Here is a 23,715-nt window from a genome sequence, read left to right as displayed (position 1 = left end):
TTGCGGTGTTAAATGGACACATGTTGTGAAAACGTTTTCAAGATAGAAGACGCTCAATAAACGGAGATGAAATAATGAAGTCAAGCATCCTTGGCGCCGCCCCGCTGGCAGCGCTGACCCTGGCCGCCAGTGTGGCCGCCGCGCCCGCAGCCGTTCCGCCGGCTGCCGCCCTGCCGACGCTGGCCCCGGCCACGATTACCGTCGCCTCGTTCCCCGACCTGGACCGCGCCGTCAAGACGGCCTTGCCCCTGTGGGAAAAACTGTATCCGCAAGTGAAGGTCAAGCTGGTCAGCCTGCAGATCGACGACCACCATAACTCAATGACGACGGCGCTGGCGGCCGGCGCGCGCCTGCCCGACGTGATGGCCATCGACTTCCGCTATGTCGGCAGCTTCGCCGAATCGAAGGGCATGGAAGATTTGCTGCAAGCGCCATACGGGGCAGGACAGTACCGCGCCCAGTTCGTGCCGTTCACCTTCGTGCAGGCGACCAGTTCGCGCGGCACCCTGGGCGCCATGCCGGCCGACCTGGGACCGGGCACCCTGTTCTACCGCAAGGACCTGATGGACAAGGCGGGCATCAAGGAAACGGACCTGACGCAATCGTGGGAGTCGTATATCGCCGCCGGCAAGAAACTCAAGGCCGCCACCGGCACTTATCTGCTGGCCGGCGCCAGCGACCTGGCCGACATCTATATCCGCGCCAATTTGAAAGATGGCGAAGGCATTTACTTTGGCGACAAGGGCCAGGTGCTGGTCGACTCGCCCCGCTTCGTGAAGGCGTTCGAGCTGGCCAAGGCGGCGCGGGTGGCCGGCATCGATGCGCGCACCGTGGCCTGGACGGGCGAGTGGGCCGAAGGCTTCAAACGCGACAAGGTGGCCAGCCAGATGATGGGATCGTGGCTCAGCGGCCACCTGGCCAAGTGGCTGGCGCCGGCTTCGTCCGGCCAGTGGCGCGCGGCGAACTTGCCGGCCGGCGCGCTGGCGTCGTACGGCGGCTCCTTCTACGGCATTCCGAAAAAGGCGGCGAATAAAACCCAGGCCTGGGAATTCATCAAGTTCATGACCGTCAACAAGGATATCCAGCTGCATTCCCTGAAAGAGATCGGCGCCTTTCCGGCCCTCAAGGCAGCCTATGCGGACCCGATGATGGACGAGCCGCAGGCGTATTTCGGCGGCCAGAAGACGCGCCTGCTGGCGCGCGACACGGCGGCGAAGATCCCCGTCATCCGCGTCGACAAGTTCGACGCCGTGGCGCGCGACATCGTCAACATGGAACTGGAAAGCGTGCTGGCGCAAAACAAGGATATCAAGACGGCCCTGGCCGACGCCAAGGCCCTGATCACCCATCGCGCGCGGCGCTAGGAGCAGCATGACTACCTCCATGCCTTGTACCGAGGGCGCGCCCGCTGCTGCGGCAGCGCGGCCCGCAAAAAAACGCTTCAACATGAAGCAGTGGGCGCCGTACATCTTCATCAGCCCCTTCTTCATTTTGTTCGCCGTCTTCAGCCTGTTCCCGCTGCTGTTTTCCATCTATTTGTCGTTCAACCAGTGGGAAGCGGCCAGCGGCGTGGAAGCCATGCAGTGGGTGGGCCTGGACAACTACAAGTATGCCTTGAGCGACCCGTGGTTCCTGCGCTCGCTGGGCAATACCGTGTGGCTGGCGCTGGCCTCGGGCGTGCCGCAGCACCTGGTGGCCATTCCACTGGCGGCCTTCATCCACAACAGCTTCAAGCGCTCACGCAACCTGGTGATCGGCATCTACTTTTTACCGTTCATCACCTCCAGCGTGGCCATCGCCATGGTCTTCAACACCCTGTTCTCGCGCGACTATGGCCAGATCAATGTGCTGATCCAATGGTGCGCCAGCCTGCCGCTGATCGGTGGCCTGTTCCCCGCGGAATCGATCGACTGGCTGGGCAGCTCGCTGTTCATCAAGCCGGCCGTCGCCTTCGTCATCTTCTGGCGCTACCTGGGCTGGAACCTGGTGCTGTACCTGTCCGCGCTGCAGGTCATCCCGAAGGACCTGTACGAGGCGGCCACCATCGACGGCGCCTCGAAACGCCAGCAATTCTGGTACATCACCTTGCCGCAGCTGCGCCCCATGATCTACCTGGCCGTGACCCTCACCATCATGGGCAACCTGCAGCTGTTCGAAGAGCCGTTCGTGCTGGTGGCCGAATCGAGCGGCGTGAGCCAGTCGGTGATGACGACGGCCATCTTCGTCTACAAGACGGCGTTTTCCTCGGGCGACTTCGGCACGGCATCGGCTATTTCCTGGCTGCTGTTCCTCATCATCGCCAGCACCACCTGGGTGAATAACCGCATCTTCAGCCGCAACGAGCGTAGAGAAGGCAAGGAGGCCAAATGAGCGCATTGACAAACCGCCGCGCCAGCGCGGCCAGCACCCGCTGGACGGCCTACGCCATGGTGGCCATAGGCGCCCTGATCATGGTCGCGCCGTTCTACTTCATGTTCGTCTTCGCCACGCACACGAGCGCCGAGATCTACAGCCTGCCGCCGCCGCGCTGGTTCGGCACGGCCCTGCTCAACAACATCGAGCTGCTGCAGGAGCGCCTGCCATTCTGGCGCAATATCGGCATCAGCCTGTATGTGGCCCTGATGACGACGGCGCTGACCCTGTTCTTTTGCTCGCTGGGCGGCTATGCGTTCGCCATGTACGAGTTCCGCTTCAAGCGGCCCTTGTTTACCCTGGTGATGGCGTCGATGATCATCCCGTCGTTCATGAACATGATCCCCACCTTCATGCTGATGGATTTCCTCGGCTGGCTGGACCAGCCGCGCGCCCTGTACGTGCCGGGAGCGGCCGGCGCACTGGGGATTTTCCTCATGCGCCAGTACATCGGCACGGCGATACCGAAGGACCTGATCGAGGCGGCGCGCATCGACGGCTGCGGCGAATTCGCCATCTACTGGCGGGTCGTGCTGCCGCTGATCGGCCCCGCCATGGGCACCCTGGGCCTGATCACCTTCATCAACTCGTGGAACAATTTCATCACGCCGCTGGTCGTCATGCGCTCGGTCGAGAACTACACGATCCCGCTGGCCCTGCGCAGCATGCAGGCGCCCAACAACACGGAGTGGGGCGCGCTGATGACGGGCGCCGCCATCGCCGTGCTGCCGCTGCTGCTGATGTTTTTTGTTGCCTCCAAACGCCTGATCGAAGGGCTGACCCAGGGCGCCGTCAAAGGCTGATGCACTCACTTATTTCAACCCCTCACACTGATACCACCACCATGCATAACGACGACATTGACAGCAACTTTCCCGCCACCTTCACCTGGGGCGTGGCCACCAGCGCCTACCAGATCGAGGGCGCCGCCGCCATCGACGGTCGCGGACCATCCATCTGGGATACCTTCAGCCACACGGATGGCAAGATCATCGACGGCAGCAATGGCGACGTGGCCTGCGACCACTATCACCGCTATGCCGAGGACGTGGAGCTGATCGCCAACCTGGGCGTGAACGCCTACCGCTTTTCCATGTCCTGGTCGCGCGTGCAGCCGGCCGGTTCCGGCGCCTGGAACGAAGCGGGCTTCGACTTCTATGCGCGCCTGCTCGACGCCCTGGCCGCCAAGGGCCTCGACGCCCACCTGACCCTGTATCACTGGGACTTGCCGCAAGCGCTGCAGGACGAGGGCGGCTGGCTCAATCGCGCCACCTGCTACCACTTCGCCGCCTACGCGGCCGAGGTGGCGCGCCGCTTCGGCCACAAGGTCGCCAGCATCGCCACCCATAACGAACCGTGGTGCACGGCCGTGCTGGGCCACGGCACGGGCCAGTTCGCCCCCGGCATGGCCGATCCGGCCGCCGCCGTGCAAGTGTCGCACCACTTGCTGCTGTCGCACGGCCTGGCCATGCAGGCCATGCGCACGGTGAATGCGCCGGCGAAGCTGGGCATCGTGCTCAATCAATGGACGGCCACACCGGCCACCGACAGCGCCCAGGACCGCGAACTGGCCGAACTCGAATATGCACGCTCGGTGCAGTGGTATATGGACGCCATCTTCAAGGGCCGCTACCCGGCCCTGGCCCTGAAACACGCCGACGCTTCTGCTTTATCCATATTTGAAAACGATTTCATAGATATCAAACAGCCTATCGATTTCCTTGGCGTGAACTACTACACGCGCGCTTTCATGAGCGCCGAGACGCCGCCGCGCAAGCCCGAATGCAAGCTCGGGGTCAACGACATGGGCTGGGAAACCTATCCGCAAGGCTTGACGGAGCTGCTCGTGGGCCTGCACCGCGAATACCGGCTGCCGCCCGTCTACATCACGGAAAACGGCATGGCGGTTGCCGACAAGCCCGTCGACTGCAAGATTCATGACGAACCGCGCATCGAGTACGTGCAACTGCACCTGGACGCCTTGCGCGCCGTGATCGCGCAGGGCATCGACGTGCGCGGCTATTTCTACTGGAGCCTGATGGATAACTTCGAGTGGAACTCCGGCTACGCCAAGCGCTTCGGCATGCTGTACGTCGATTACGCCACGCAGCAGCGCAGTTTCAAGGACAGCGCCCTGTGGTACCGCGACTTCATCGCCGCGCAGCGCGCCGCGCATGCCGATGCGGCTGTCCTGGCCGGGGAGCACTGACATGGCCGCCATTTCCCTGCGCGGCATCCGCAAGACCTACGGCGACGGCCCGGAAATCGTCAAGGGCCTGGACCTTGATATCCATGACGGCGAATTCATGGTCTTCGTGGGACCGTCCGGCTGCGGCAAGTCGACCCTGCTGCGCATGATCGCGGGACTGGAAGACATCAGCGCGGGCCAGCTGCGCATCGGCGATCTGCTGGCCAACGACGTGGCGCCGGCAGAGCGGGGCATCGCCATGGTCTTCCAGAGCTACGCCCTGTATCCGCACATGACGGCGCGCGACAACATGGGCTTTGCCCTCAAATTGGCGGGCAAGGGGGAAGCCGAAGTGCGCGCGGCCGTCGGCAAGGTGGCCGAGATTTTGCAGATCACGCACCTGCTCGACCGCAAACCCAAGGCCTTGTCCGGCGGCGAACGCCAGCGCGTGGCCATCGGCCGCTCCATCGTGCGCCAGCCCAAGGTATTCCTGTTTGACGAGCCGTTGTCCAACCTCGATGCATCGCTGCGCGTGCAGACGCGCATCGAGCTGGCCAAGCTGCACCAGGAACTGGGCACCACGATGATCTACGTGACGCACGACCAGGTCGAGGCCATGACCCTCGGCGACAGGGTCGCCGTCTTCCACGGCGGTCACCTGGAGCAGGTGGGCGCGCCCCTGGACCTGTACCGCCATCCGGCCAGCCAGTTCGTGGCCGGCTTCATCGGCGCGCTGCGCATGAATTTTTTGCCGTGCGCCGCCGTCCCGGCGCTGGCCAGCCAGCTCGGTGGCGAGGCGGGCATGCTGGTCGGCATACGTCCGGAACACCTGCGCCTGGTGCCGCGCGAGGAGGGCTACGGCGCCACCGTCACCCTGATCGAGCAGCTGGGCGATGCGCAAATCATCCACGCCACACTGGACGCTAGCCCCCATGCGGTGGCCATCAAGCTGCACGGCGAGGCGCGCCACGCGCTGGCGCAGGGCAGCGCCATCGGCTTCGCGCCGGAAGAAGGCCATGCCTTTCTATTCGACACGGCCGGGCGCGCCGTGGCTACCCATTGACCCCGCACGGAGGCGACATGACTTCAGATTGACACCCAAAAAATGTGCAGCAGTAGCCAAAGAGCTATGTGATCATCATTCAACCAGCGGTACAGGAGACAACAACAATGCAACAGCTCAAACGCAATACCATCGCCCTCAGCCTGGCGCATGCGACATTCGCCCAGTTCATCTTGCTGGGCAGCGGCGCCGCCATGGCCCAGGAAGCGGCAGCTACGGATGCGGCAAAACCGGCCTCAGAACAGATGGACCGCATCGTCGTCACGGCCACGCGCCGCAATACCTTCGTGCAGGAGACGCCGCTGGCCGTCACGGCCTTCAACCAGGACACCCTGCAAAACAATCAAGTCAAGGACCTGGCGTCGCTGGCGACCATGGTGCCCAGCCTCGTCGTCGAGCAGCATGGCGACTCGGGCGGCGTGCACGTCTACATGCGCGGCGTCGGCTCGGCCAATCACACGGAGCTGGGCGACCCGGCCGTCGCCTTTTATGTCGACGGCGTGTATTCGCCGCGTCCGCAGGGCGCCACGGCGCTGATGTATGACCTGTCGCACGTCGAGGTGGCGCGCGGACCGCAGGGCACCCTGAACGGCCGCAATTCCACGGCAGGTGCCGTCAATCTCGTGTCGGCCGCGCCGAGCACGGCCAAGTTCATGGGTTCGGCCGGCATCACGGTGGGCGACAAGCGCCATTTGCAGACGCAGGGCATGATCAATATCCCGTTTTCCGACGACGTGGCGCTGCGCATCGCCGCCATCAAGGATAGCCACGATGGCACGGTGGATTTCCGCCGCGGCTCGAACGTCATGCCGGGCACGGCCAAGTATGGCGCCGGCGACCAGTTGGGCGTGCGCGCCTCGCTGCTGTGGAAGTTCACGCCGCAACTGCGCGGCACGTTCATCGCCGACTACTTTCTCGACCAGGGCGCCGGCAACGTGTACCTAGCGGCCGAACCGAAACGGGGCGAGAAGCTACGCTCGGCACTGATCGACACGCCGGGCACCCTCGACCAGTCGATTTTGACCTACAAGGGCAAGCTCAATTACAAGCCGACCGATGCGCTGGACTTCACTTACCTGGGCAGCTGGAGCCGCTACAAGCGCCAGAACAGCAACGATGCCGATGCGGGCCTGTTCCCCGGCTTCAAGTCGGAAAACCGCACCGACTGGGCGCAGTTCGACAGCTATTCGCACGAGCTGCAGGCGCGCTCGGACGACGATGCGCCGTTCCAGTGGGTGGCCGGCCTGTTCCTGTTCAATGAAAAGAACAAGGTGCGCTTCGATATCGACCGCAGCCAGATTTCGCAGGCCGCCGTGCAGCAGGATATCGCCAACGGCGCCGTGATCTTCGTGCAGCCGACCGTGGGCCAGTATGCCTCGGCCATGTCCTTCATCCAGGGCGACCGCCAGCTCAAATCAAAGGCCGTGTTCGGCCAGGTCAGTCAGCAGTTGACGGACCAGATCAAGCTGACGGCCGGCGCGCGCTACACGAAAGACCATAAATTCGACGTCGGTGGCAAGAACTGGGCTTGCCCGAACTGGCCTGCCAACACGCCGCTGGGCACCACCGTGCTCACGCCCGATCAACTGGCGCAGCTGGTCACGCCGGGCACGGGCCTGGCCAACACGCACAATATCGGTCCTGGCGGCGCCATCACGGCGGCCACCTGCGGCAATACGCCGGGTGACAATACGGCCGACCTGAAATACGGCCAGGCCACCTGGCTGGGCCGCATCGAGTACAAGCTGCGCTCCGATATCCTGCTGTTCGGCTCCGTGACGACGGGCTTCCATTCGCCTGCCATCGGCGACGGCGGCGCCACCACCAAGCCGGAAAAGCTGACCAGCTATGAAATCGGCTTCAAGTCCGACCTGCTGAACCGCGAACTGACGCTGAACCTCGATGCCTTCCTGATGAAGTACAAGGACAAGCTCGAGTCGCAGGTGGTCAACAGCGTGCTGGCCAACTTCAATGCGGCCGGCGCCACCGTCAAGGGCCTGGAAGCGGAGTGGGTGTGGCGGCCAACGAAGGTCGACCGCCTGACGGGCAACGCCACCTGGCTGAAAGCCGTGTATGACGACTTCATGTCGTGCGACGTCGATGCGGCGCGCGCGAATGGCCAGTCCTGCGGTTCGACGGCGCCATTGGTGAACGTGGGCGGCAGCACCATGAAGCATGCGCCGAAGTTTTCCACGACCGTCCAGTACGAGCATGATTTCAATGTCGCCGGCGGCCAGCTCACGCCGCGCGCCTCGGTGCATTATGAAACCATGTCGTATGTGGGCGCGGGCGCGTTCAACGGCGACGTGCCGGGCCATGCCGGCGTCAAGCGCCAGGAAGCCTACACGACCCTGGACCTGAGCCTGCGCTTCCAGCCGGCGAACAAGGCCTATACGGTGGAAGCGTTCGTGCAGAACGCCACGGACAAGGCGGTCAAGCTTGACGTCAATGAAATCTGCACGGACGTCGGCATGCCGTGCCAGCCCACGCAGCAGATATACGGCGCCTTCTACAACGCGCCGCGCACCTTTGGCGCGCGCGTGTCGATGAAGTTCTGATGGCGTAGGGTGAAAGAGCAGTCGCAGTAGCAGTCCACTCAGTAGGGTAGGTGTTAGGCCGGGGAGCTTCCCCGGCCTTTTTTATTATTCCAGGGTGGCTTGCACGCTGGCGATGCCGATCTGCGCGCTGCCTTCGGCCAGGCGCACATTGACGTTCTGGCGCGCCTGCAGTTGCGCCGGTGAGCGGACGATATTTCCCTTTTCATCGCGCAGGATGGCGTAGCCGCGTTCCAGGGTGCGCTGGGGATTCAACAGCTCCAGCTGCGCCGCCAGGCCGTCGAGGCGGTGGCGCCGCTGTCCCAACTGTTGCGCCATGGCCGCGCCGCCGCGCCGCTGCATTTCTTCCAGGCGCGCGCGCGGCGCCGCGACGTCGGGCCGCAAGGCCGCCCAGCGCGCACGCAGGCGTTCGAGTGCGTACTGCGACTGGTTCACGGGCGCGCGCGCCGCATGCGTCATGGCTGTCGACAGGGCCAGCAGCTGCAAACGCTGCTGCTGCAGCTGCGCCTTCGGGTTGAGCAGGCGGCGGCTGTGGCGGTCCAGGGTCTGCGCCGCATCGTCGAGGCTGCGGCGCATGGCGCGGCGCAGGTCGGCCGCATCGGCGCGCAGGGAAGCCATCCAGTCGGCGCGCGGCGTGGCCGCCAGTTCGGCTGCCGCCGTCGGCGTGGCAGCGCGCAGGTCGGCCGCGAAGTCGGCGATGGTGAAATCCGTCTCGTGTCCCACGCCGCTGATCACGGGCATGGAACAATCGGCAATCGCGTGGGCCACGGCTTCATCGTTGAACGACCACAAATCTTCGATACTGCCGCCGCCACGGCACACCAGCAGCACGTCGCACTCGGCCCTTGTGGATGCCGTGCGGATGGCGTGCGCGATCTTTTCCGGCGCCTGCTGGCCCTGGACGGGCGTGGGGTAGAGGATGATGGAGACGTGCGGCGCGCGGCGCTTGAGCGCGATCAGCACGTCGCGCAGGGCGGCCGCCTGCGGGCTGGTGACGATGCCGATGCTGCGCGCGAACATGGGGATGGCGCGCTTGCGTTCCTGGTCGAACAGTCCCTGCGCGGCCAGCTTTTCCTTCAGGCGCTGGAACGCTTCATACAGGGCCCCCACGCCGGCGCGGCGGATGGCTTCCACGTTGATCTGGTAATCGCCGCGCGCGCCGTACAGGGTGACGAGGGCGCGCACTTCCACCTTGTCGCCTTCGCGCGGCGTGAAGCCGGCAAACTGGGCGCGGCCGCGGAACATCACGGCGCGCACCTGGGCGCCATCATCTTTTAATGTGAAATACCAGTGGCCGGACGCGGCGCGCGTGAAGTTGGAAATCTCGCCGGCGATCCACGTCAGGGGAAACGAGCGCTCGAGCAGGCGCGCGACGGCCTGGTTCAGGGCGCTGACGGTCAGCACGGGCGGGGCGGCAAAGCCGCTGTCAGTTGGAGTATCGGTCATCATCTGGTGCTATGGGGGAGGGAACTGTCCACATATTATCGGCGAGGTCATGCTTATGTCATATATCGTGCAAAACAACAAGTTCTATTTCTAAGTATTTGATTTCATGATGAATTCCTGTATGCCTGATTTGCGTGCACAGGGAAAAAAACCTTTAATATCAAGCACATCAGTAAAGCCTCTGCCACTTACGCACAAAGTTATCCACAGAAAGTGTGCGGAACTTTTTGCCTTGGACAAACGTTGCCTGACAAGCCAGCATTGAGCGATAAAAGTGCCGTGCTACATTTTTGCGCACGGAAATAAAGTGTATAGGAATCAAGCGCTTAGTATGCCATGCATGGCCTTGCGCACAATCTTATCCACAAAAAATGTGCAGAACTCTGGCACAGCGCCGGATTTATCCACCGGAACGCCCATGGCATGGCTTGCCTGAATTTTGCGCAGCATAAAAATAGCCATATAAATCAAGGGTATAGCATCACGCCGTACGCCTTGCTCACAATCTTATCCACAGAATGTGTGCAAAACTGCATAAACCGTTTCGCCTTTTCACCTGCTTTTCCACTGCACGACCAGAGCATTCCTCTGCCTCATTTTTCAGCATTGAAAAAAACTCCTTTAAAATCAATGCTCTTACATGGAGTCAATCCGCTTGCTCACAATCTTATCCACACTTTATGTGTGGAACTGCCTTCACGCTTAAAAACTGCCGTGTTGAAGTGAAATCGGACGCCGAAAACCCTGCTTTTCAGGCCGTGCTACATTTTTATGCATGGCAATAAAAACGATATAAATCAATGTACTTGGCGCCTATCTTTGAGCTTGCGCACAATCTTGTCCACAGATTGTGTGCAGAACTTTTACGGCCACTATGCCGCGTATCGCACGCCCGCTGCCACTTTTTTACTCATTGATTTAATTTCATTTAAAATCAATGGCTTAATTGAATTCCCGGGCTTTGCGCACAATCTTGTCCACAGTAAATGTGCAGAACTCTTCAGGTGTTGATTTATTGATATTGACTACTGCCGTTAAGCTGCTATGCCTGTATTTTGCGCAGTTCTATAATCTGCATATAAATCAATGACTTGCCTGATGGACTTCATGCTTGCTCACAATCTTATCCACATAAAATGTGCAAAACCGGGTACTGGCGGTGGGCGTCCGCTGCGCCGTGTGGACAACTGCCATGCGGGCGCCACTTGCCGCCGGCGCGGCAACGCGCTACATTGCGCCATTCCTGCGCGGACGTACAATCGGTCTTCGGCGCTCGGTACAATACAGGCTGTTCGGGCGGTCCATCGCCTTCCCTTTTCCAGGAGTTTCTTTTGCTCGCTATATTTCAAGCCGCTGGCTGGCCCATCTGGCTGTTGTTGATCGCTTCCATCGTCGCCCTGGCCCTGATCATCGAGCGCCTGCTGTATTTGCGACGCGCCAAGATCCTGCCCCGCAAGCTGTTTGATGAAGTGGTGCAGGTGTATCGTAGCGGCAAGATCACGCCGGACACGGTGGCCAAGCTGGAAGACAATTCGCCGCTGGGCGTGGTGCTGGCCGCCGCCCTGCGCAACGTCGACGCGCCACGCGATGTGATGAAGGAATCGATCGAAGAGGCGGGCAGCGGCGTGGCCCACACGCTGGAGCGTTTCCTGACGACCCTGGGCACCATCGCCACCCTGGCTCCACTGATGGGCCTGTTTGGCACGGTGGTGGGCATGATCGAAATCTTCGGCTCGCAAAACGCCAGCGGCTCCAATCCCGCACAGTTGGCCCACGGCATCTCGGTGGCCCTGTATAACACGGGCTTTGGCCTGGCCATCGCCATGCCGACCCTGGTCTTCTACCGCCATTTCCGCGCCCTCGTCGACAGCTTCGTCATTGACATGGAGCAGCAAGCGGTCAAGTTCGTCGACATCGTCCACAGTGGCCGCAAATGAACTTCCGCAAAGGCAAGGGGCGTGAAGACCCCGAAATCAATTTGATCCCGTTCATCGACGTGCTGCTGGTGATCCTGATCTTCCTCATGGTCAGCACCACCTACAGCAAGTTTACGGAGCTGCAGATCACCTTGCCGACGGCCGACGCCGAGCAAGCCAAGGACAAGCCGCAGCAGATCGACGTCACCATCGATGCCAAGGGCAATTACACGGTCAACCGCGAGCCCGTCTCGTTCCGCGACGTGGCCGGCCTGGCCGACGCCCTGCAAAGTGCGGCCAAGGCGGCCAATGGCGGCAAGGCACCCGCGCAGACGCCCGTGGTGGTGGTCAACGCCGACCAGTTCGCCATGCACCAGATGGTCATCCACGTGATGGAAGCGGCGCGCCTGGCCGGCTATGAAAAGCTGACGTTTGCGGCGCAGGCGGGTGGTAGCAAGTAGGTCGGCTTAGCCGGAACGGCGTAAGCCGACAAAAGCCGCAGCCGAGCATGTCGGATTACGCTGCGCCTGACGGCGCCGCTAATCCGACCTACACTATTTTTACGTCTTCCTTCATGCCCACATCCTCTCCCGCCAAGCTTGAAACCACTCTTACCCGCGCCTGGCTGACGCGCGGTCCGCTGGCGTGCGCGCTGTGGCCCGTATCCCTGCTGTTCGGCGCCCTGAGCGCCGTGCGGCGCGGCCTGTACCGCGCCAAGCTCCTGAAATCCGCGCGCCTGCCCGTGCCCGTCGTCGTCGTCGGTAATATTTTTATCGGCGGCACGGGCAAGACGCCGCTGACGATCTGGCTGGTGCAAGCATTGCGCGAGGCGGGCATGCGCCCGGGCGTCATTTCGCGCGGCCATGGCAGCGCCGACCGTGCGCCGCGCGCCGTCAGCGCCGCTTCCACGCCGCAGCAGGTGGGCGACGAGCCGCTGCTGATCTTCCAGCGCGGCGGCTGCCCCGTGATGGTGGGGCGCGACCGCGCGCAAGCGGGCCGGGCGCTGCTGGCCGCGCATCCCGACGTCGACGTGCTGGTGACGGACGACGGCTTGCAGCATTACGCCTTGCAGCGCGACGTGGAAATCGTGCTGTTCGACGGCCGCGGCGCAGGCAATGGCTGGCTGCTGCCGGCGGGGCCTTTGCGCGAATCGCCGCGCCGCCGGCGCGATGTGACGGTGATCAATGCGCCCGAGCTGGCGCCAGCACTGGTGGCCAGGGCCGCGCCGCAGGGCGGGCTGGTGGTGCAGATGCTGCTGGCCGGTGGCGTGGCCGAGCGCCTGCTCGACCGCAGCGAGCGCATGCCTTTGGCGACCCTGGCGGCTGGCGGCCAGCGCATCGTGGCGGCGGCCGGCATCGGCAACCCCCAGCGTTTTTTTGCCATGCTGCGCGGGGCCGGATTGGACTTCATGGAATTGCCTCTGCCCGACCATCACGACTTCCTCGACCAGCCATTTGCGGCGCTCGACACGGATGTGATCTTGATCACCGAGAAGGATGCAGTAAAATGTGCGCAAATTGAACATCTCAAAGATGACCCGAGACTGTGGGTCGTCCCCGTCAGTGCGCGCATCGATAGCGCGCTGGCCCAACAAATTGTGGAGAAATGTCGTGGACGCTCGACTGCTTGATATCCTGGTCTGCCCTGTTTGCAAGGGTCCGCTTGAACACGATAAGAAGGCGCAGGAACTGATTTGCCGCGCCGACCGCCTGGCCTATCCGATCCGCGATGGCATCCCCATCATGTGGGCGGACGAAGCGCGCACCCTGCAAGACGCAGTGGAATAACGATGGCGTTCATCGTCATCATCCCGGCCCGCCTGGCCTCGACGCGCCTGCCGGGCAAGCCGCTGGCTGACCTGGGCGGCAAGCCCATGGTGGTGCGCGTGGCCGAGCAGGCAGCCTTGTCTGGCGCCGCGCGCGTCATCGTCGCCACCGACCATGACAGCATCCGCGCCGCCTGCGCCGCGCATGGCGTGGAAGTGTGCATGACGCGCAGCGATCATCCGTCGGGCACGGACCGCATCGCCGAAGTGGCGCGCACGCTCGATTTGCCGTTGGACGCCGTCGTCGTCAACCTGCAGGGCGACGAACCCCTGATCGATCCGGGCCTGCTGGCCGCCTGCGCGGCGCAGATCAGCGCTGCCGTCCCCATGGCCACCTGCGCCCATCCGCTGCACGATGTGCAGGATGCGTTCAACCCGAACGTGGTGAAGGTCGTGCTGGACAAGAATGGCCGCGCCTTGTATTTCTCGCGCGCCACCATCCCGTGGCACCGCGACGGTTTCGCGCAATCGAAAGACAGCCTGCCGGCTGGCTACGTGCCGCTGCGCCATATCGGCCTGTATGCGTACAGCAATGCGTTCTTGCAAGAATATCCGCAATTGTCCGCTTCGCCGCTGGAAGCCATCGAGGCGCTGGAGCAGTTGCGCGTGCTGTGGCACGGTGTGGCCATCGCCGTGCATGTCACGGACTTGGCGCCAGCCGCCGGTGTCGACACGCCGGAAGATCTTGCCAGGGTCCAGGCGCACTACCGTCACGCCACCTGAGAAAACGTCCATGGCTGCGTTGCCCCGCCTTGCCGTACATGCGTACTGTCTGCGGCGGGGCGCCTTGCCCTGAACGTTTTTCAGGCGCCGTGTGTGCGCGTGAAAAATTTTATGCGGGGCTTGCCACAAAAAACCACATTTTGAAACGTGCGTCGCGCGAATTGCTGGCTTTGATCAATCAGGGCATAGCAATTCGATAGCAAACTGGCGTTCCGGGGTTTTTTTGTGGTAAGTTTCGTAGGGAAAGATAGCCTTAGCAACACCATCTAAAAATAATTACACATACCACCATCCAAAATCTGTTTTTTAGGAACTTTTCAATGCGTCTGATACTTTTAGGAGCACCCGGTGCCGGCAAGGGCACCCAAGCTAATTTCATCAAAGAAAAATACAACATTCCACAAATCTCCACGGGCGACATGCTGCGCGCGGCGATCAAGGAAGGCACGGAACTGGGCCTGGCTGCGAAAAAAGTCATGGATGCGGGCGGCCTCGTGTCGGACGACATCATGATCGGCCTGGTCAAGAACCGCCTGCAGGAAGCCGATTGCGCCAATGGCTACCTGTTCGACGGCTTCCCGCGCACCATCGCGCAAGCGGATGCCATGAAAGATGCCGGCATCAATGTCGACTACGTGCTGGAAATCGACGTGCCTGACGCGTCGATCATCGAGCGCATGGATGGCCGCCGCAGCCACCCGGGTTCGGGCCGCGTCTACCACGTCAAATTCAATCCGCCCAAGGTCGACGGCATCGACGACATCACCGGCGAACCGCTGATCCAGCGCGACGACGACAAGGCGGAAACGGTCAAGAAGCGCCTGGACGTGTACCACAACCAGACCAAGGTCTTGCTGGGATACTACAATGACTGGGCCAAGTCCGGCCTGCCAGGCGCACCGAAATACCGCCGCATCGCCGGCGTCGGTCCGGTCGAGCAAATCCGCGACAGCGCATTTGCCGCCCTGGCGGAATAAGCAGTTTATGAAAAGCGGACCTGAGTGTCCGCTTTTTTTGTGCCCGCTTTTCAGCAGCGGTGCCACATCGTTTTCGTAGTTCAGGTTTTTTGCAGGTCGTGTTTTCCTGGCTGCGCGTGCCTACCCGGTGCGGTCTGCAGCTGTTGGCAATGACGTCGGATAAAAACAGAAGGGGACGATATGGCAGCCAGTTTGTGGTTTGCGGTAGCCTGCGGCGTGGTCGCAGTCATTTACGGTTTGGTGTCGCGCAGCTGGATCCTGAGGCAGGATCCCGGCAACGCGCGCATGCAGGAAATCGCCCTGGCTATCCAGCAGGGCGCGGCCGCCTATCTGGCGCGCCAGTACCGCACCATCGCCATCGTCGGCGTGGTCCTCCTGATCGCCATCTATGCGTTGCTTGGCCTGCATACGGCGCTGGGTTTCCTGATCGGCGCCGTGCTGTCGGGCGCCTGCGGCTTCATCGGCATGAATGTCTCCGTGCGGGCCAATGTGCGCACGGCGCAGGCGGCCACCCTGGGCATCAACCAGGCGCTGAACGTGGCCTTCAAGGGCGGGGCGATCACGGGCATGCTGGTGGTGGGACTGGGCTTGCTGGGCGTGACCCTGTTCTACTGGCTGCTGGTGACGACGGGCGCGCCCGGCCTGACCCAGCACGACCTGATCAAGCCCCTGATCGGCCTGGCCTTCGGCGCCTCGCTCATTTCCATCTTCGCGCGTCTGGGCGGCGGCATCTTCACCAAGGGCGCCGACGTGGGCGCGGACCTGGTGGGCAAGGTGGAGGCGGGCATACCCGAGGATGATCCGCGCAACCCCGCCGTCATCGCCGACAACGTGGGCGACAACGTGGGCGACTGCGCCGGCATGGCGGCCGACTTGTTCGAAACCTATGTCGTGACCCTGATCGCCACCATGCTGCTGGGCGCCTTGCTGATGGCCGAGGCCAGCGGCACGGCCATCATCTACCCGCTGCTGCTGGGCGCTGTCTCCATCCTCGCCTCCATCGTCGGCTGCTCGATGGTGAAGACCAAGCCGGGTGCGAAAATCATGTCGGCCCTGTACACGGGCCTGTGGTGGGCCGCCGGCCTGTCGCTGGTCGGCTTTGCCGTCGTCACGTGGCTGCTGTGGCCCGATGACGCCATGCGCTACAAGATGCTGGGCGCCACCGTCGTCGGCATCGTCCTCACGGGCCTGATGGTGTACATCACCGAGTACTACACGGGCACGGATTTCAAGCCCGTGCGCCACATCGCCGAAGCGTCGACGACGGGCCACGGCACGAATATCATCGCCGGCCTGGGCGTGTCGATGAAATCCACGGCGTATCCGGTGCTGGCCGTCTGCGTCGCCATCCTCGTTTCGTACCAGCTGGCCGGGCTGTACGGCATTGCCATTGCGGCTACTGCCATGCTGTCGATGGCGGGCATCATCGTCGCGCTCGACGCATATGGCCCCATCACGGATAACGCGGGCGGCATCGCCGAGATGTCGGGGCTGCCCGACTCCGTGCGCGCCATCACCGATCCTTTGGACGCCGTCGGCAACACCACCAAGGCCGTCACCAAGGGCTATGCCATCGGCTCGGCCGGCCTGGCCGCGCTGGTGCTGTTTGCCGACTACACGCATGCGCTCGAATCGGTGGGCCAGCACATCACCTTTGATTTGTCGAACCCCATGGTCATCGTTGGCCTCTTCATCGGCGGCCTGATACCGTATCTGTTCGGCGCCATGGCGATGGAAGCCGTGGGCCGCGCGGCCGGCGCCGTGGTGGTGGAAGTGCGGCGCCAGTTCCGCGACATCAAGGGCATCATGGAAGGCACGGCGCGGCCCGAATACGACAAGGCCGTCGACATGCTGACGGCGTCGGCCATCCGCGAAATGATCGTGCCCTCGCTGCTGCCCGTGGTGGTGCCCATCGTGGTGGGCATGCTGCTGGGTCCAGCAGCGCTCGGCGGCCTCTTGATGGGAACCATCGTCACTGGCCTGTTCGTGGCCATTTCCATGACGACGGGCGGCGGCGCCTGGGACAATGCGAAGAAATACATCGAGGATGGCCATTTCGGCGGCAAGGGTTCCGATGCGCACAAGGCGGCCGTCACGGGCGACACGGTGGGCGATCCGTACAAGGATACGGCCGGTCCGGCAGTCAATCCCTTGATCAAGATCATCAATATCGTGGCCCTGCTGCTGGTGCCGTTGCTGCCGGCCACGGGCTGGCTGGCGGTCAAGGCGCCGGCACCCATCCATGCGCCCGTGCCACCCATCCTGGCGCCGGCGACACCGGCGCAGGTCTTGCCGGCGCAGTAAGGCAGCGCACTCACGCTCGACAGCCCCGCAGCCAGCGGGGCTGTTTTTCTGTGCACACGCGAAACTTTCCTGCCATCCGTATCCCTCGCGTATCAACGGTGAGCATTTGTTACCCTGCCTTTGACTTCCGGCCGCAGCGACCAATAATGGAGTGATAGTCACCGTTGATGGTGCATGGCGGGAGGATGTCATGGACAGCAAGTACAAGAGACGTGGCGTGGGGCTGGTGCTGCTGGTGGTGGGACTGGCGCTCAGCGGCGCCGCCGCGGCCGGGCCTGGCGGACACGGTGGACGGGGCGGGCATGGCGCGCACATCGGGCACGGCCAATTCCATGGCCACCATGGTCATCACGGCCACTTTCACGGCCGCCCGCAGGTGGGCGTATGGCTGGGATCGTCGTGGGGCTATGGGCCGGGCTGGTATGGCGACCCGTGGTATGGCTATCCCTACCGTTATCCGTATGGCCGCACGCTCATCGTGCCGCTGCCGCCCGTGTATATCGAGCAGGGCGGCGTACCGACGGCGCAGATGTGGTATTACTGCGCGCGGCCGCAGGGCTATTATCCGTATGTGAAAAATTGCCTGACTCCATGGCGCGCAGTGACGTCCTTGGGCGGACGCTGAGACGCGGGAGGTCGACATGAACAAGAACGGGTGGTGAAGGGCGGCGCCCATGCTGGCAGCGTGCGGGCCAACGCCGGCACGCTGCCGCCATCAAGTCTTACAACCAGGCCTTAAAAACGCGACGTCAGGCCGACGAACATGCGGCGTCCCGGCACGTAATAGTCGACCAGTCCATCGGCCATGGGGCCTTTCTTGAGCAGGTTCTGCACGCCGCCACGCACGGTCCACTGTGGCGTGACCTTGTACGACACGACGGTGTCGACGATGGTGTAGGCTTTTTCGGCCAGCTTGCCGGCATCGAGTTCCTTGCCCGTGTACTGGGCCGATACTTCGCCGAACAGCTGGTCGTTGACTTGCCAGCCCAGCGCCGAGTACCACGACAGTTTTGGCGTGGACAGCAGGTTGGCGCCCGTGGTCAGGTTCTTCGCTTCCGCCATGTAGGTGACGTTGTTACGCCAGTTCAGGTTTTTCGTCAGCGGGATGGTGGCCGTCGCTTCCAGGCCGCTGGTGCGCGCCTTCTGGATATTCGTCATCTTGGTCCACCAGCGTTTCTGGTAAAAGCCCAGCGGCGCATAGTCGATCTTGTTCTTGAAATCCGTGTGGAAGTAAGTCAGGCCCACATCCCAGCCATTCTGTTCCCACGCCACGCCGATCTCGCCGGCCGTGCTCGTTTCCGGCTTCAAGTCCGCATTGCCAGCCATGTAGCAGGAGCCGGTGATGTAGCCCAGCGGTTTCAGGCTGCCGCAACCGCGTCCGCCCGAGTTGGTCGCTGCCGCCGGCGAGTTTTCCTTCAGGCTCGGGGCGCGGAAGCCTTGCGAAATGCCGCCCTTGATGGTCCAGGCCGGGGCAGGGTGGTACACCAGGTACAGGCGCGGGCTGTAGTGGTTGCCGAACTTGCTGTGGTGGTCGAGGCGCAGGCCAGCCGTGGCCGTCAGGTTTTCGCGCAGGAACAGCTGGTCTTCCGCAAACAGGGCCGAGGTGGTGCCCGACAGGGTCGCGCCGCTTACGGGATTGCCCAGGTAATCGGTGGGCACGGTGCCGATGGTGTCCGTGTTCGTCAGCTCCTGGTGCTTCCACTGGCCGCCCATCACCAGCATTTGCTCGATGCCGCCCCAGCCGACCCGTTTCTCCAGGCTGGCGTCCAGGGTGCTGTCCTTGGATTTCGCCACCGTGCCGACGACTTCGTTGTCGAAATCGTTGTGGTACAAATTGACCGTCGCCTTGCCGAAGTCCCAGCGGCCTTCGTAGCCGAGGCTGACGCTCTTGCGTATCAGTTTGTTGGCGCCCCAGCTGTAGACCAGCGGCTCGCCATCCGCATCATGCGCGCTCGAATCGCTGGCTTCCTGCCTGCCATAGCTGGCGTCCAGCGACAGGTTCTGTTTCTTGTCCAGCGCCCAGCTCAGCTGGCCCGAGACAGTCTGGTTGCGTTCGCCGCCCATGCCACCCGCTTTGTCGAATTTTTTATCGGCGTTCTGGCGCGACTGGCTCACGCCCAGGCGCATGCCCACCGTGTCCGACAGGGGGCCGGCCAGATTCACGCCCAGCTGGTGCGCCGTGCCGCGGTCGCTGTCCTGCGGCTGCGTGTAGTTGGCCGTGGCCGAACCGTTCCACTTGCCCGGCACCTTGCGCGTGATGATGTTGATCACGCCGCCCATGGCGTCCGAGCCGTACAGCGAGGACATGGGTCCGCGCACCACTTCGATGCGCTCGATCATGTCGGGCGAAATCCAGTTCAAGTCCTGGCGGCCCAGGTCGGGACGGTAAGCCGTGTCGGCCGAGCTGCCCACGCGCTTGCCATCGACCAGGATCAGCGTGTATTTATCGGGCAAGCCGCGCAGCTTGATCTTCGACGCTTCGCCTTCAGGGCTGGTGCCGCCCGTCACGCCGGGGATACGGCGCAGCAGCGTGTTCAAGTCATACACGGGCTGGCGTTCGATTTCCTCGCGCGTGATGACGCTGATACTGGCCGGCGCATCCTTGATATCGATGGCCGTGCCCGACGCGGTGACGACCACCGTATTCATGGTGGGATCGGCGGCCACATTGCCTTCGGCCCAGGCATTGCTGACGGCCAGCGACAGCAGGCAGGGCAGGAGCAGGGCGGCGGAATGAATGGAGCGGGCGGGAGTGGCGACGGGGGCTACGAAGACGGAACTACGCTGGGTCATGATGAACTTTCCGGATATTGTTATTTCCTGGCTGCCTTCCGGGTGGCTCGGGTATAAATGAGTGAAAAGATAATAAATTGCGCTCTCACTCCACTAATGAGAATAAGAATCGTTCTTATTGTAATGCCATGCTGGCAAGAAAGAAAGTACTGAAAGGAAATAAAACACCGTTACAGGACGCGCATCGGCGGTGTGCGGCACCAGCAAGCGTGAGTAATTGTTACCTTGCTGGCATCTGGCGCGGCATGTGCCAATAATGAAAACCGGGCGATGGAAGCGTTGGGAGAGGGCATGAAGCGGATGACAAAAAGCATAGTGGTGCTGGCTTGCGGCATGTCGGTATCGGCTGGCGGTCATGCCTGGGCGCAGCAGCAGGCGCCCGAGTCCTTGCCCGTGTGCCAGCTCGACCCGCGCGACAGCAGCAAGCTGGCGGTGGAACCGTGCCGCCCGGCGCCGCCCGTGCAGCCGCGCCGTTCCGTGGCGCAGGTGATCGGCCGCATGCCGGCGCAATCCGTGCCGCCCGTCGTGCCCATGGCGCCCTTGCCGCCCAGCCCGGCCGTACCGATGCCGCGCGCGCCGCAGCCCATCGGTGCATGCGACACAGGCGGTTGCCGCGACTCTGCCGGCGCGCGCTATAACGGCGCGGGCAATGCCACGCTCGATGCTAACGGGCGCATCTGCCACCGCAACGGCGCTTTCATCCAGTGTTTTTAGCCTTTCCATACGCCAGCGCTGCAAGTTTTCGCTCGGTGCCCGCAAAAATGGCTACAATTGTCGCCGACATTACGTTTACGTAAACGTAATGCATGACACCATGCACTCATCAGGCGCCGGGAACACGGCCCTTATCACTCAGGAGATTTCATGCAGATTCAGGACAATGTATTCATCATCACGGGCGGCGCATCGGGCCTGGGCGCGGCCACGGCGCGCATGCTGACGGCAGCCGGCGGCAAGGTCGTGCTGGCCGACGTGCAGACGGAGGCGGGCCAGGCGCTGGCCGTTGAGTTGGACGGTGTGTTCGTGCAGTGCGACGTGACGTCGGAAGAAGACGGCCTGGCCGTGGTGGCCGCGGCAACCCAGCTGGGTACCTTGCGCGGCCTGGTCAACTGCGCCGGCGTGGCGCCGGCCGTGAAAACCGTGGGCAAGGACGGCCCGCATCCGCTGGCCCTGTTCCAGAAGGTCGTCAACATCAACCTGGTGGGTACCTTCAATATGTGCCGCCTGGCGGCCGACGCCATGGCCAAGCAGGATGCCACCGTTGAAGGCGAGCGCGGCGTCATCATCAACACGGCTTCCGTGGCGGCCTACGATGGCCAGATCGGCCAGGCCGCGTATGCGTCGTCGAAGGCGGCCGTGGTGGGACTGACCCTGCCGATGGCGCGCGACCTGTCGCGCAACGGCATCCGCGTGATGACGGTGGCGCCCGGCATTTTCGAAACGCCGATGCTGCTCGGCATGCCGGCCGAAGTGCAGGATGCGCTGGGCAAGATGGTGCCGTTCCCTTCGCGCCTGGGCAAGCCCGGCGAATACGCGCAACTGGTGAAAGCCATCATGGAAAACGTCATGCTCAATGGCGAGACGATTCGTTTGGACGGCGCGATCCGCATGCAACCGAAATAAGCCTGGCGTGATTTGATGTAGGATACCCCCGTATGGGGCGTACAGCCTTGCCTGGCTGTGCGCCCTTTTTTTATCGGAGAATCCATGATCACATTGAAGCCGCTGGCGCTGAGCCTGACCTTGCTGGGAGCCCTGGCTGCCAGTCCCGTATTTGCCGAGGTGCCGCAAAAGGCGCCGGAAATCGCTACCGCGTATGCGGAAAAATCGGGTTGGGCAGCGCAGAAATTCATGGTCGCCGCCGCCAATCCGCTGGCCGCCGATGCCGGCTACCAGATGCTGAAAAAGGGCGGCAGCGCCATCGACGCGGCCATCGCCACGCAGTTGGTCCTCACCCTGGTCGAACCGCAGTCGTCGGGTATCGGCGGCGGCGCCTTCCTGCTGTATTCCACGGCCAAGGGCGTGCAGGCGTTCGACGGACGCGAAACGGCCCCTGCTAGCGCCGATGAACACCTGTTCCAGAATGCGGACGGCAGCCCCGTCTCGCGCGCCACGGGCGTGGTGGGCGGGCGTTCCGTGGGCGCGCCTGGCGTGCTGCGCATGCTGGAACTGGCGCACAAGGAACACGGCAAGCTGCCGTGGGCGACCCTGTTCGGCCCTGCCATCAAGCTGGCGCACGGCGGCTTTCCCGTCAGCCAGCGCCTCAACGGCCTGTTGAATTGGGACCAGGCCCTGAAGCGCGACCCTGTCGCCGCCGCCTATTTCTATGATAAAGAGGGTAAGGCCTGGTCCGTCGGCCACGTGCTGAAAAACCCGCAGCTGGCGCGCACCCTGCGCGAGATCGCCCGTGGCGGCGCCGACGCTTTTTACCAGGGCCGCATCGCGCGCGACATCGCCGCCAAGGTGGCGGCGCATCCGACCAATCCGGGCAAGCTGACGGCGCAAGATATCGCCGGCTACCGGGCCAAGGTGCGTGAACCCGTCTGCAGCGACTACAAGGCATGGACCGTGTGCGGCATGCCGCCGCCATCGTCGGGCGGCATCGCCATCGCGCAGATGCTGGGCATGCTGGAAGTGAAGGATATCCGGCCGTATGCGCCCGTCGACGGCGTGCTCGATGCGCAAGCGATCCACCTGTTCTCGGAAGCGGGGCGCCTGGCCTACGCGGACCGCAACCGCTACGTGGCCGACACGGACTTCGTGCCGCTGCCGGGCAACGGTATCGCCTCGATGCTCGATAAAACCTATCTGGCGCAGCGCGCCTCGCTGATCGGCGACAAATCCATGGGCAAGGCCATGCCCGGCACGCCGCCAGGCATGCAGGTGGCGTGGGGCATGGACAACGCCTTGCAGCGCCCGTCGACCTCGCACCTGGTGGCCGTGGACGCTTTTGGGGGCGGCCTGTCGATGACCACCAGCGTGGAAGACGCGTTCGGCTCGCGCCAGATGGTCGACGGCTTTTTGCTGAATAACCAGCTGACGGATTTCTCGTTCGATTCGCGCGACGCGGACGGCCCGATTGCCAACCGGGTCGAGGCGGGCAAGCGTCCGCGCAGCGCCATGTCGCCCACCCTCGTGTTCGAGAAGGGCACGCACAAGCTGGTGCTGGCGACGGGTTCGCCCGGCGGCTCGTCCATCATCAATTATGTCGCCAAGGTCCTGGTCGGCACCATGGACTGGGGCATGAACGTGCAGCAGGCGATCAACCTGCCGAACTTTGGCAGCCGCAACGGCCCGACGGAACTGGAAAAGGGCCGCGCGCCTGCCGCGCAAGTCGAGGCGCTGCAGGCCATGGGCCACGAAGTGCGCGTCATCGAACAGAATTCCGGCTTGCAGGGCATCATGCGCCTGAATGCGCATGGCAAGGATTTCTGGTTTGGCGGCGCCGACCCACGCAGGGAAGGCATGGTGCGCGGCGACTGAAATTTCCACAAAGTATCAAGACCCTGCTAA

The 23,715-nt window shown here is 63.1% G+C and carries 20 protein-coding genes; 17 read left to right on the top strand and 3 right to left on the bottom strand.

Annotation, left to right across the window (positions count from 1 at the left end; all coding sequences use genetic code 11):
• Positions 1–74 precede the first annotated feature (74 nt).
• The 6 genes from BLT98_RS21600 to BLT98_RS21575 all read left to right on the top strand — a co-directional run bounded on the left by BLT98_RS21600 (position 75) and on the right by BLT98_RS21575 (position 8,221).
• Positions 75–1,364 carry an extracellular solute-binding protein gene (locus BLT98_RS21600; RefSeq protein ID WP_092611357.1) on the top strand — a complete coding sequence of 430 codons (1,290 nt, stop codon included), beginning with the start codon at positions 75–77 and terminating at the stop codon, positions 1,362–1,364.
• A gap of 7 nt (positions 1,365–1,371) precedes the next feature.
• Complete coding sequence (locus BLT98_RS21595) at positions 1,372–2,370, top strand: carbohydrate ABC transporter permease (RefSeq protein WP_244517632.1); 999 nt, start codon at positions 1,372–1,374, stop codon at positions 2,368–2,370.
• Complete coding sequence (locus BLT98_RS21590) at positions 2,367–3,215, top strand: carbohydrate ABC transporter permease (RefSeq protein WP_070253512.1); 849 nt, start codon at positions 2,367–2,369, stop codon at positions 3,213–3,215. Before BLT98_RS21595 ends, BLT98_RS21590 begins: the two co-directional genes overlap by 4 nt.
• Before the next feature lie 41 nt (positions 3,216–3,256).
• Complete coding sequence (locus BLT98_RS21585; RefSeq protein WP_092611351.1) at positions 3,257–4,621, top strand: GH1 family beta-glucosidase; 1,365 nt, start codon at positions 3,257–3,259, stop codon at positions 4,619–4,621.
• A gap of 1 nt (position 4,622) precedes the next feature.
• Entirely contained in the window at positions 4,623–5,663 is a 1,041-nt protein-coding gene (gene ugpC, locus BLT98_RS21580; protein WP_092611348.1) for an ABC transporter ATP-binding protein, read from the top strand.
• Between the two features lie 107 nt (positions 5,664–5,770).
• Positions 5,771–8,221 (top strand): TonB-dependent receptor, encoded by a 2,451-nt coding sequence (locus BLT98_RS21575; protein WP_092611345.1) that lies wholly within the window; start codon positions 5,771–5,773, stop codon positions 8,219–8,221.
• An 84-nt stretch (positions 8,222–8,305) separates the two neighbouring features.
• Here the strand turns inward: BLT98_RS21575 and xseA are convergent, their stop codons facing one another.
• Entirely contained in the window at positions 8,306–9,667 is a 1,362-nt protein-coding gene (gene xseA / locus BLT98_RS21570) for an exodeoxyribonuclease VII large subunit (protein WP_034782083.1), read from the bottom strand.
• Positions 9,668–9,982: 315 nt separating this feature from the next.
• Positions 9,983–10,126: a hypothetical protein gene (locus BLT98_RS29260; RefSeq protein WP_161789562.1), complete on the bottom strand. Its 144-nt coding sequence runs from the start codon at positions 10,124–10,126 to the stop codon at positions 9,983–9,985.
• A gap of 869 nt (positions 10,127–10,995) precedes the next feature.
• On the opposite strand from BLT98_RS29260, the gene BLT98_RS21565 reads away from it, so the two are divergent.
• The 8 genes from BLT98_RS21565 to BLT98_RS21530 all read left to right on the top strand — a co-directional run bounded on the left by BLT98_RS21565 (position 10,996) and on the right by BLT98_RS21530 (position 18,034).
• Positions 10,996–11,601 carry a MotA/TolQ/ExbB proton channel family protein gene (locus tag BLT98_RS21565; protein WP_092611342.1) on the top strand — a complete coding sequence of 202 codons (606 nt, stop codon included), beginning with the start codon at positions 10,996–10,998 and terminating at the stop codon, positions 11,599–11,601.
• Positions 11,598–12,041, top strand: coding sequence for an ExbD/TolR family protein (locus BLT98_RS21560; RefSeq protein WP_092611339.1), 444 nt, complete (start codon positions 11,598–11,600; stop codon positions 12,039–12,041). Before BLT98_RS21565 ends, BLT98_RS21560 begins: the two co-directional genes overlap by 4 nt.
• 113 nt (positions 12,042–12,154) lie before the next feature.
• Complete coding sequence (lpxK, locus tag BLT98_RS21555; protein ID WP_092611336.1) at positions 12,155–13,210, top strand: tetraacyldisaccharide 4'-kinase; 1,056 nt, start codon at positions 12,155–12,157, stop codon at positions 13,208–13,210.
• Positions 13,191–13,367, top strand: coding sequence for a Trm112 family protein (locus BLT98_RS21550; RefSeq protein ID WP_010395789.1), 177 nt, complete (start codon positions 13,191–13,193; stop codon positions 13,365–13,367). The genes lpxK and BLT98_RS21550 overlap by 20 nt, the downstream gene beginning before the upstream one ends.
• Positions 13,368–13,369: 2 nt before the next feature.
• Positions 13,370–14,128, top strand: coding sequence for a 3-deoxy-manno-octulosonate cytidylyltransferase (gene kdsB / locus BLT98_RS21545; RefSeq protein WP_092611333.1), 759 nt, complete (start codon positions 13,370–13,372; stop codon positions 14,126–14,128).
• Between the two features lie 320 nt (positions 14,129–14,448).
• Entirely contained in the window at positions 14,449–15,105 is a 657-nt protein-coding gene (gene adk, locus BLT98_RS21540; RefSeq protein WP_034782090.1) for an adenylate kinase, read from the top strand.
• A gap of 180 nt (positions 15,106–15,285) precedes the next feature.
• Positions 15,286–17,409: a sodium-translocating pyrophosphatase gene (locus BLT98_RS21535; protein ID WP_092611330.1), complete on the top strand. Its 2,124-nt coding sequence runs from the start codon at positions 15,286–15,288 to the stop codon at positions 17,407–17,409.
• 190 nt (positions 17,410–17,599) lie between these two features.
• Positions 17,600–18,034 carry a hypothetical protein gene (locus BLT98_RS21530; protein ID WP_092611327.1) on the top strand — a complete coding sequence of 145 codons (435 nt, stop codon included), beginning with the start codon at positions 17,600–17,602 and terminating at the stop codon, positions 18,032–18,034.
• A 110-nt stretch (positions 18,035–18,144) separates the two neighbouring features.
• Here the strand turns inward: BLT98_RS21530 and BLT98_RS21525 are convergent, their stop codons facing one another.
• Complete coding sequence (locus tag BLT98_RS21525) at positions 18,145–20,202, bottom strand: TonB-dependent receptor domain-containing protein (protein ID WP_092611324.1); 2,058 nt, start codon at positions 20,200–20,202, stop codon at positions 18,145–18,147.
• A gap of 300 nt (positions 20,203–20,502) precedes the next feature.
• Here BLT98_RS21525 and BLT98_RS21520 point away from each other — a divergent pair, with 300 nt between their 5' ends.
• The 3 genes from BLT98_RS21520 (at position 20,503) to ggt (ending at position 23,685) form a co-directional block, all read left to right on the top strand.
• Positions 20,503–20,916 (top strand): hypothetical protein, encoded by a 414-nt coding sequence (locus BLT98_RS21520; protein WP_139179347.1) that lies wholly within the window; start codon positions 20,503–20,505, stop codon positions 20,914–20,916.
• Positions 20,917–21,066: 150 nt separating this feature from the next.
• Entirely contained in the window at positions 21,067–21,825 is a 759-nt protein-coding gene (locus BLT98_RS21515) for a 3-hydroxyacyl-CoA dehydrogenase (protein WP_092611317.1), read from the top strand.
• A gap of 84 nt (positions 21,826–21,909) precedes the next feature.
• Positions 21,910–23,685 carry a gamma-glutamyltransferase gene (gene ggt / locus BLT98_RS21510; RefSeq protein ID WP_092611314.1) on the top strand — a complete coding sequence of 592 codons (1,776 nt, stop codon included), beginning with the start codon at positions 21,910–21,912 and terminating at the stop codon, positions 23,683–23,685.
• The last annotated feature ends 30 nt before the right edge of the window (positions 23,686–23,715 follow it).

This window comes from Janthinobacterium sp. YR213, from assembly GCF_900099875.1.
In the GTDB taxonomy this organism is placed as follows: Bacteria; Pseudomonadota; Gammaproteobacteria; order Burkholderiales; family Burkholderiaceae_D; genus Janthinobacterium; species Janthinobacterium lividum.
The sequence above is the reverse complement of the archived record's forward strand: the minus strand, read 5'-3'. Positions and strand labels throughout refer to the sequence as shown.

Coding starts and splice junctions, on each gene's coding strand:
- BLT98_RS21600 (WP_092611357.1), top strand. CDS start 75: ATGAAGTCAAGCATCCTTGGCGCCGCCCCGCTGGCAGCGCTGACCCTG.
- BLT98_RS21595 (WP_244517632.1), top strand. CDS start 1,372: ATGACTACCTCCATGCCTTGTACCGAGGGCGCGCCCGCTGCTGCGGCA.
- BLT98_RS21590 (WP_070253512.1), top strand. CDS start 2,367: ATGAGCGCATTGACAAACCGCCGCGCCAGCGCGGCCAGCACCCGCTGG.
- BLT98_RS21585 (WP_092611351.1), top strand. CDS start 3,257: ATGCATAACGACGACATTGACAGCAACTTTCCCGCCACCTTCACCTGG.
- ugpC (WP_092611348.1), top strand. CDS start 4,623: ATGGCCGCCATTTCCCTGCGCGGCATCCGCAAGACCTACGGCGACGGC.
- BLT98_RS21575 (WP_092611345.1), top strand. CDS start 5,771: ATGCAACAGCTCAAACGCAATACCATCGCCCTCAGCCTGGCGCATGCG.
- xseA (WP_034782083.1), bottom strand. CDS start 9,667: ATGATGACCGATACTCCAACTGACAGCGGCTTTGCCGCCCCGCCCGTG.
- BLT98_RS29260 (WP_161789562.1), bottom strand. CDS start 10,126: ATGGCTATTTTTATGCTGCGCAAAATTCAGGCAAGCCATGCCATGGGC.
- BLT98_RS21560 (WP_092611339.1), top strand. CDS start 11,598: ATGAACTTCCGCAAAGGCAAGGGGCGTGAAGACCCCGAAATCAATTTG.
- lpxK (WP_092611336.1), top strand. CDS start 12,155: ATGCCCACATCCTCTCCCGCCAAGCTTGAAACCACTCTTACCCGCGCC.
- kdsB (WP_092611333.1), top strand. CDS start 13,370: ATGGCGTTCATCGTCATCATCCCGGCCCGCCTGGCCTCGACGCGCCTG.
- adk (WP_034782090.1), top strand. CDS start 14,449: ATGCGTCTGATACTTTTAGGAGCACCCGGTGCCGGCAAGGGCACCCAA.
- BLT98_RS21535 (WP_092611330.1), top strand. CDS start 15,286: ATGGCAGCCAGTTTGTGGTTTGCGGTAGCCTGCGGCGTGGTCGCAGTC.
- BLT98_RS21530 (WP_092611327.1), top strand. CDS start 17,600: ATGGACAGCAAGTACAAGAGACGTGGCGTGGGGCTGGTGCTGCTGGTG.
- BLT98_RS21525 (WP_092611324.1), bottom strand. CDS start 20,202: ATGACCCAGCGTAGTTCCGTCTTCGTAGCCCCCGTCGCCACTCCCGCC.
- BLT98_RS21520 (WP_139179347.1), top strand. CDS start 20,503: ATGACAAAAAGCATAGTGGTGCTGGCTTGCGGCATGTCGGTATCGGCT.
- BLT98_RS21515 (WP_092611317.1), top strand. CDS start 21,067: ATGCAGATTCAGGACAATGTATTCATCATCACGGGCGGCGCATCGGGC.
- ggt (WP_092611314.1), top strand. CDS start 21,910: ATGATCACATTGAAGCCGCTGGCGCTGAGCCTGACCTTGCTGGGAGCC.